Here is a 7636-nt window from a genome sequence, read left to right on the forward strand (position 1 = left end):
GCCACCCGGTGTACCGCACCGAAAGAACAGGATCGGGTACGCCTGGTCCAATTTTTGACGTTTTATTGACGGCGTCAGCGGACACACGAGTGCCCGCCTGCAGGATCATGGGGCGAGTGGATTCGATGTGGGGTCAGCTGCTGCTGGGGCTGGCGACCATCGCGGGGTTCTTCGCCGCGGTGGCTGCCGGGATGGCGCTGCTGATGTGGGCGCCGCTGGTGACCCCACCGAAGGCTCCGCGGTGGGCGACCCGGCAGTTTGGTGCCGCGCTGCGGCGTTGGGTGTGGCGGCGGGCTGTTCAGTCCGGTGAACGCCTGCGGGGTGTGCGGCTTCCGGCGCCGGTGACCCGGTGGGCCGGGCAGGTGGCGCGGCATCCGTCCCGGTTGGTGGTGCTCGGGTTCGCGGTAGCCGTCGTGGTGGGGTGGGGGCTGTTGATGCTGCCGGCGGCCACCGAGACGGGGCGCGGCGCCGGAGCGGTCACGGCGCTGTTCACCGCCACGTCGGCGGTCTGCGTGACCGGGCTGGTGATCGAGGACACCGGCGGTTACTGGTCGGGCCTCGGTGAGGTGATCATCCTCGGGCTGATTCAGGTCGGCGGTTTCGGCATCATGACGTTGGCGTCGCTGCTGGGGCTGCTGGTGGCCGGCCGATTGCGGATGCGGCTGCAGTTGGGTACGCAGACCGAGACGAAGAGCATGGGTGTCGGCGATGTCCGCCGGGTGGTGCTCGGGGTGCTGCGGATCAGCCTGGTGGTGGAAGCCGTCGTGGCGACGGTGCTGACGTGGCGGTTCGCGGACGGCTACGGCGAGTCGTGGGGCCGGGCCGCCTACCTCGGACTGTTCCATGCGGTGTCCGCGTTCAACAACGCCGGCTTCGGCCTGTACGCCGACAGCCTGATGCGGTTCGTCGGCGATCCGCTCATCTGCCTGCCGATCTGCGCGGCGATCATCATCGGCGGGCTGGGGTTCCCGGTGCTGTTCGAACTGCGGCGGGCCGTGCGTACCCCGCAGCGGTGGTCGCTGCACACCAAGATCACCTTGGCGATGACCGGGGTCCTGCTCGGTGGCGGCTGGCTGATGATCACCTGGGCGGAATGGGCCAACACCGCCACCCTGGGCCGGCTCGGGTTCGGCGAGAAGCTCCTGGCCGGGTTCACCACCGCGGTGATGCCCCGCACGGCCGGGTTCAACAGCGTGGATGTAGCGCAGATGAACGACGTCACGCTGCTGATCAACGACGTGCTGATGTTCATCGGCGGTGGCAGTGGTGGCACCGCCGGCGGAATCAAGGTCACCACGTTCGCGCTGCTGGCCTTCGTGATCCTCGCCGAGGTCCGCGGCGAGCCGAGCGTGCACGCGCTGGGCCGGCGGCTGCCTGCCGCCGTCCAGCGGCAGGCGCTGACGATCGCGCTGCTGAGCGTCGGGCTGGTGATGGCCTCGACGCTGGTGCTGCTGGCGTTGACACCGTTCACCCTCAACCAGGTGCTGTTCGAGGTGACGTCCGCGTTCGCCACCGTGGGGATGACCACCGGGATCACCGCGCAGCTCGGGACCGCGGGTCATGTCATCCTCATCGCGTTGATGTTCATCGGCCGGCTCGGCCCGATCACCGCCGGAGCGGCACTCGCGCTGCGGGAACGGACCCGGCGCTACGAACTACCGGAGGAGCGGACCATCGTTGGCTAAGAAACCGGCTGCCCGTGATCGCATCGCCGTGCTGGGTCTGGGCCGTTTCGGCGGCTCCCTGGCACGGGAGCTCATCCGTCAGGGCTGGGAGGTCATCGGCATCGACGCCGATCCCCGCAACGTGCAGACGTTCTCCGAGGATCTCACCCACGCCGCGGTCGCCGACACCACCGATGAGGAGGCGCTACGGCAACTCGGGGTGCACGAGCTGACCAATGTCGTCGTGGGTATCGGCACCGACATCCAGGCCAGCATCATGACCACGTCCCTGCTGACCGACCTGGGTGTTCCCCACATCCTGGCCAAGGCCATCAGCCGGCAGCACGCCACCATCCTGCGGCGCGTCGGCGCCCACCATGTGGTGCTGCCCGAGCACGAGATGGGCGAACGCGTCGCTCACCTAGTCACCGGCCAGATCCTGAACTTCATCCAGTTCGACGACGACTACGTCCTGGCCAAAACGCTCGCGCCCACGGTGACCATCGACCGGACCCTGGCCGAGGCAGAACTACGCAGCACCTACGGCGTCACGATCGTATCGATCAAACGGCCGGGTGAACCGTTCACCTACACCACCGCCGACACCCGCGTCTATGCCGGTGACGTGCTCATCGTCGCAGGCGACCCGCCCAGCGTTCAGGCTTTCTCCAGCCTCAGCTGACCGCACCGTCTCCCGGAGTCACTTGGCGGTACGGCGCGGTCGTCGCCAGGCGACCTGCTGAACCACGAGGGTCAGGACACCGCCGAGCACGATGGACGCGAGGTTGACGGCCAGCTGCACCGCCGACCCGGACGCTTCGTAACGCACCCCGTAGGCCAGAGCCACGGCGGCATTGGCGGCGGCGGGCACCGTGGTCACCGAGATCAGCACGCCCACGAGCGTGCCGGCCTTGGCGGAGGTCAGCGACAGCATGCCGGCGATCCCGCCGAGGAACCCAATCACCCAGGACAACGCGTCGGGCCGCCAGATGAAGTCGGTCAGCGGACGTGACTCCAGCAGCATCGCCTTGTCGACCAGCCCGGCGACGGTCAGCAACCAGACCGCGGCCACCGTGACGATCATGCCGATCGGGAAACCGACCGCCAGAGCCACCGTCGACCGGCGCACCAGTGTGAGGTTGCGTTGCACGAGACCCACACACAGCGCCGCGAGGGGACCGAATTCCGGGCCGACCACCATCGAACCCACGATGAGGATGGGCTGATCCAGCAGCACCCCGATCGCGGCGATGATCATGGCCACGCTCATGAAGGCCAGAAATGATGCCGACAGGGCACTCTCGTCGCCGGTCTGCTGCTCGATCTCGTGCCACACCACCGCGTCCACGCCCAGCCCGGGCGTACGGCGAGCGGCCCGGTCGGCGGAGGCCGACCATGCGGCGTCGACGTTCTCGACGACGATGGCCCCGTCGCGGTCGACGCCCAGCCCTCGCAGGCCGTCCAGCACGTGACTGGCGCCCTCACGGACGACATCGAACTCCAGCACGTCACCCGCCGGGGACTTCGCCGCTCCCGGTAACACGATCAGGTGAGCGATCGCCGCGTCATCGGCCAGCATCTGCTGGGCGCGTGCGCTCACCGAAGGCGGGGCGATGACCCGGACATGCAGCATGGACGCCCCTCACGATCTTCACGACCGGGGAAGTCTATGGCCGCCCCCGCTCCGGCCGGCGGCGACTCACCGGATCCCCGCCGACCGGCCACAGCCACCCCGGCTTCGCCCGGAAACGGCGAAACCTGCCGAGCAGTACGCCCGGTGAAAGGTGATGTGCCTGACCGCCGTCGACTACTCCCCCGGCCTCCCCGACGTCCCGGCGATCGCCACCGGCTGCCCCGAGTACGGCATGGCCCGGCCGGGCACCGGATCCGGGGTTGTCACTCGGTGGGCCAGTCGAGGAGACGGGCACCGAGCACGGCGGCATCGAGGGTGAAACGTTGGGTGGGCTCGGCGGGGTGGTAGCCGGTGAGCGCACGGATGCGGTCGAGTCGGTAGGTGACGGCACGTACGGACAGGTGCATCTGCCGTGCGGTGGCGGTGTAGTTGCCGTGGTTGTCGAACAGCACGGCAAGGGTGTCCAGGTAGGGCCGCGCACCGCCACGGGCGGTGGCCAGCGGGCCCAGCACGGTGGTGACCAGGTCGATGATGGCGTCACGGTCGCGTAGCAGTACGGGGAAGACCAGCAGGTCAGCGGCATTGAGTATCGGTGTGGTGAAGCCGAGACGCCCAGCGTGCTCGAGCGTGTTGTGGGCCTCGTCCAGAGAGGTGGCCAATCCCTGAAGCCCGGGATGCGTGCGGCCGACGCCGATCTGCCATCGCCCGGCACCGAGTTCGGACAGCAGCCGGTGCGCCAGTTCGGCGCTGAGGCCGCGCAGCCCGCCGGCGCTGATGCACACCAGGTCGCCGTTGCGCAGAGTGGTGAGGGTGTTGCCTTCACCGAAGCGGGCGGCGAGGCCGGCGTCGATGCGGTGCACGATGTCCGGCGTCAGGCCTTCGGCGCGGGCGACGAGGACGGTGTGGGCGGCGGACAGGCGGATGCCGTAACGGTGGGCACGTTCGGCGAGACGGCCGGGATCGGTGCGCCCGGTGAGCAGGTCGTTGACGAAGGCGGTGCGCTGGGTGTCGTGCCGGTCGAGTTCGGCGCGGGTCTGTTCCGCGTAGCCGGTGAGAGCCGCCGACAGCAGGGCGCGAGTCGTACCGAAGGGGTCCTGGATGCGGCTCTGAGCCGTTGCGGCAGTGCCGGGGTGAGCTGCGTTCCACCATGCGGCGCCGGCGGCGAGGGCCCCGTCGACCAGTTCGTGCACGTGCAGGCCCTGGTCTGCGGCGCGGGCGCCGAGGCGGGCTGCCTCCTGCGACGCCCGGCCGTCGGCCGGGCCGTGCAGCAGAGCGGTCCAGGCGTCGGCGAACCAGGCATGGTCGTTCATCGGCATTCCTTCGGGCGTGCTCGGTGAGGTGCGCACCGGGCCGGTCAGACGCCGACGTCGCGCCGGTCGAACAGGACGACGCCGATCGCTGTGGTCACCACGCCGACGGCGGTGAGTGTGAGCAAGGCCCCCGGGTGCCAGCCGGTGTGCAGCGGATCAGTGCCGATGAAGTAGTGGAACGGCGACAGCCATCGCAGCCATCCGAGGCCGTCGGCCATGCCGCTGATGGCGTTGGCCATGTAGGTGGCGACGGCCAGCACTCCGGTCACCGCGAGCACGGTGGCACGCTTTCCGGTAACCGCGCCGACAAGAAATCCGATGCCGGTGAAGCACCACACCAGAGCGACGAGCCCGGCCCCGGCGGCGGCCACGTTCGACAGCGCGATGTCCAAGCCGATGGCCGGAACGAGAAGCAAGAGCAGCAGCCCGGGAAGTGCCGCCACCACGGTGACGGCCGCTGCGGTGGCGGCCAGTCGCTGCCCGGCGAACGCCGGCCGGGACACCGGGTTGACGAGCAGCAGCTCCATGCCGCCGTCCTCCTCCGGACGGGCGATGGTCCGGGCGATCAGCGTGATCGCACACATCAGGACCAGCAACGGCCCGATCAGGCTGAAGATCGTCGCCTGCAGGTAGCCGGCCGGGGACAGCATGTCGGCGATGCCGAGGAAGTCGAGCATCCCCTGCGGCAGGGCCTCCTGTTTCAGCTGCGCCGCGCCTTGGAACTGGCTGTAGAAGCCGGTGTAGACGGTGGTGAACGCGGCGACGCCGACGGCCCAGCCGATCAGTGCGCGGCGGTCGTCGCGCCAGGTCTTACGCACGAGTGCGGTGGGCATCGCCGGCTCCTTCGGAGTGGTAGTAGAACGACAGGAACGTCTCTTCGAGGTCCGGCTCGGCCGAAAGCAGGTCCACGACCTCGTACCGGGCCGCCGCCTTGATCAGCGGATCGAGGCGGCCGTCGACGGTGCAGGTGAGCACCGGCCCGGACACCACCACGTCGCTGACCCCGGGCAGGTCGGTGAAGTCGGCCGGATCGACCGGATCGTGGAAGTGGATCTCGACGGCGCGGACGGCACGTCTACCGAGCGACTCGACGCGTTCGACGGCGACCAGACGGCCGTCGCGTACGATCGCCACCCGGTCGGCGACGTGCTGCACCTCGGCGAGCACGTGCGAGGACATGAACACGGTCTGACCGGCCGACCGGGCATCGCGGACCATGGCCAGGAACTCCTGCTGCATCAGCGGATCCAGGCCGCTGGTGGGCTCGTCGAGGATGAGCAGGGCCGGCTCGTGCATGAACGCCTGGATCAGGCCGACCTTCTGCTTGTTGCCCTTGCTCATGGTCCGGACCGGGCGTGACAGGTCCACTTCGAGGCGGCCCGCCAGGTCTGTCACCTTCGACCAGGCCACGCCACCGCGAGCGTCGCCGAAGAACCGCAGGAGATCTTCGGCGGTGTCGCGGCCGGGGAACGCCAGTTCCCCGGGCAGGTAGCCGATCTGCCGGTGCAGGGCAGCTTTGTCCCGGCGTGGATCCAGGCCCAGCACGGCGGTGCGGCCCCGGCTGGGGCGCAGGAAGTCCAGCAGCAGCCGGATGGTGGTGGTCTTGCCGGCGCCGTTGGGACCCAGGAAGCCCATCACCTCACCGGTCCCGACTTCGAGGTTCAGTCCCTCGACGCCGCGGTGGTCACCGTAGAACTTGGTCAAGTCCTCGGTCAGTACGGCCAGGTCGCTCGTCATGTCCCTATCCTCGCGACCGGCGCCTATCGGAATCCAGGCGGTGATCCGGCTGACATCCGCCGTAGCGGTTGCCGGAATCCGGCAACCGGCCGCGCCGGATATGGAGCGTTGCACGAGGTCGACGGGCCTGCAGGTTGATTCGCAGCGCGCGGACGAGTGGGGGTTCGTCGTCGACGACCAGGAGGCGGGTCATGCGAGGTTCCGGACGGGCAGGGTGAGGATCATGGTGAGGCCCCCGCCGGGAGTGTGATCGGGTTCGAGAGTGCCTCCCATCGCTTCGGTGAGTCCCCGCGCCAGGGCCAGGCCGAGACCGACGCCGGTGTCGTTGTCATCAGATTCCTTCCGTGGATACTCCGGCCTTCAGGCCGGGGAGGAAACGGAATGCCCTGCGGAGCAGGGCGGGGACAGTCGATTCGTCGGCACGGCGGGTCGGTGTCAGGGCGGCCGGCCCGTCGCGGGGGTGGTCGTACGGGTGTTCTATCCTTTGCGGATGGTTGCGGGGGTGGAGCGTGGGTACCGGTACCGCTTCTATCCCACTGCGGCGCAGGCCGGATTGTTGACGCGGACGTTCGGGTGTGTGCGGCTGGTGTACAACCTGGGGTTGCAGGCGCGTCGGGAGGCGTGGCAGCAGCGGCAGGAGACGCTCGGCTACCAGGCGACGTCGGCGTTGCTGACCGCCTGGAAGAAGACGGCTGAGTTCTCGTTTCTGACCGAGGTGTCGTGTGTGCCGTTGCAGCAGGCGCTGCGGCACCTGGACGTCGCCTACCAGAAGTTCTTCAACGGCGAATGCCGGTTTCCGCGGTTGAAGTCGCGCAAGAGATCGCGGCGGTCGGCGGAGTTCACCGCCAGCGCCTTCACCTACAAGCCGGGTGAGTTGCGGCTGGCGAAGCTGATGGACGAGCCCCTCGCGGTGGTGTGGTCGAGGCCGCTGCCCGACGGTGCAGTGCCGTCCACGGTGACCGTGTCGCAGGACCGGGCGGGCCGCTGGTTCGTGTCGCTGCATGTCGTGGTGCCCGCTGTCACCGCCCCGGCCACCACGGCCATGGTCGGGGTCGACGCCGGGTTGAACCGGTTGCTGACCCTGTCGGACGGCACGACGGTCGACAACCCGCGGCAGGAGGCCCGGGAACGTGCCGCCCTGGTCCGGGCGCAGCGGAATCTGGCGCGTAAGGAGAAGGGCTCCCGCAATCGGGAGAAGGCGCGGGTGAAGGTGGCGCGGGTGCATGCCCGGATCGCTGACCGGCGTCGGGATGTGTTGCACCAGGTGACGACTCGGCTCGTGCGCGAGAACC

The 7636-nt window shown here is 69.1% G+C and carries 7 protein-coding genes and 1 pseudogene; 3 read left to right on the top strand and 5 right to left on the bottom strand.

The genetic code is table 11. The annotated features are described in order from the left end of the window. Positions 1-125: 125 nt before the first annotated feature. The gene (locus tag BC793_RS41570) at positions 126-1685 is read left to right on the top strand and encodes a TrkH family potassium uptake protein (protein WP_239170603.1); all 1560 of its coding nucleotides are present in this window, start codon (positions 126-128) and stop codon (positions 1683-1685) included. Then, positions 1678-2346 carry a potassium channel family protein gene (locus BC793_RS41575; RefSeq protein ID WP_203896568.1) on the top strand — a complete coding sequence of 223 codons (669 nt, stop codon included), beginning with the start codon at positions 1678-1680 and terminating at the stop codon, positions 2344-2346. Before BC793_RS41570 ends, BC793_RS41575 begins: the two co-directional genes overlap by 8 nt. An 18-nt stretch (positions 2347-2364) precedes the next feature. Here BC793_RS41575 and BC793_RS41580 read toward each other — a convergent pair whose 3' ends face one another. The 5 genes and pseudogenes from BC793_RS41580 to BC793_RS41605 form a co-directional block, all read right to left on the bottom strand. Continuing rightward, entirely contained in the window at positions 2365-3297 is a 933-nt protein-coding gene (locus tag BC793_RS41580; RefSeq protein ID WP_109602124.1) for a DUF389 domain-containing protein, read from the bottom strand. Positions 3298-3560: 263 nt separating this feature from the next. Continuing rightward, positions 3561-4607, bottom strand: coding sequence for a PucR family transcriptional regulator (locus BC793_RS41585; protein WP_239170592.1), 1047 nt, complete (start codon positions 4605-4607; stop codon positions 3561-3563). Between the two features lie 44 nt (positions 4608-4651). Then, complete coding sequence (locus tag BC793_RS41590) at positions 4652-5440, bottom strand: ABC transporter permease subunit (RefSeq protein ID WP_109602126.1); 789 nt, start codon at positions 5438-5440, stop codon at positions 4652-4654. Then, entirely contained in the window at positions 5418-6344 is a 927-nt protein-coding gene (locus BC793_RS41595) for an ABC transporter ATP-binding protein (RefSeq protein ID WP_109602127.1), read from the bottom strand. Before BC793_RS41595 ends, BC793_RS41590 begins: the two co-directional genes overlap by 23 nt. A 189-nt stretch (positions 6345-6533) precedes the next feature. Then, positions 6534-6674 (bottom strand): annotated as a pseudogene (locus tag BC793_RS41605) (ATP-binding protein); the annotation flags it as partial. 160 nt (positions 6675-6834) lie between these two features. Between BC793_RS41605 and BC793_RS41610 the strand changes: the two are divergent. Further along, positions 6835-7636, top strand: an 802-nt coding sequence (locus BC793_RS41610; protein ID WP_146246704.1) for an RNA-guided endonuclease InsQ/TnpB family protein, incomplete at its 3' end; no start/stop codon positions are given.

The sequence above is a fragment of the Actinoplanes xinjiangensis genome (assembly GCF_003148685.1).
In the GTDB taxonomy this organism is placed as follows: Bacteria; Actinomycetota; Actinomycetes; order Mycobacteriales; family Micromonosporaceae; genus Actinoplanes; species Actinoplanes xinjiangensis.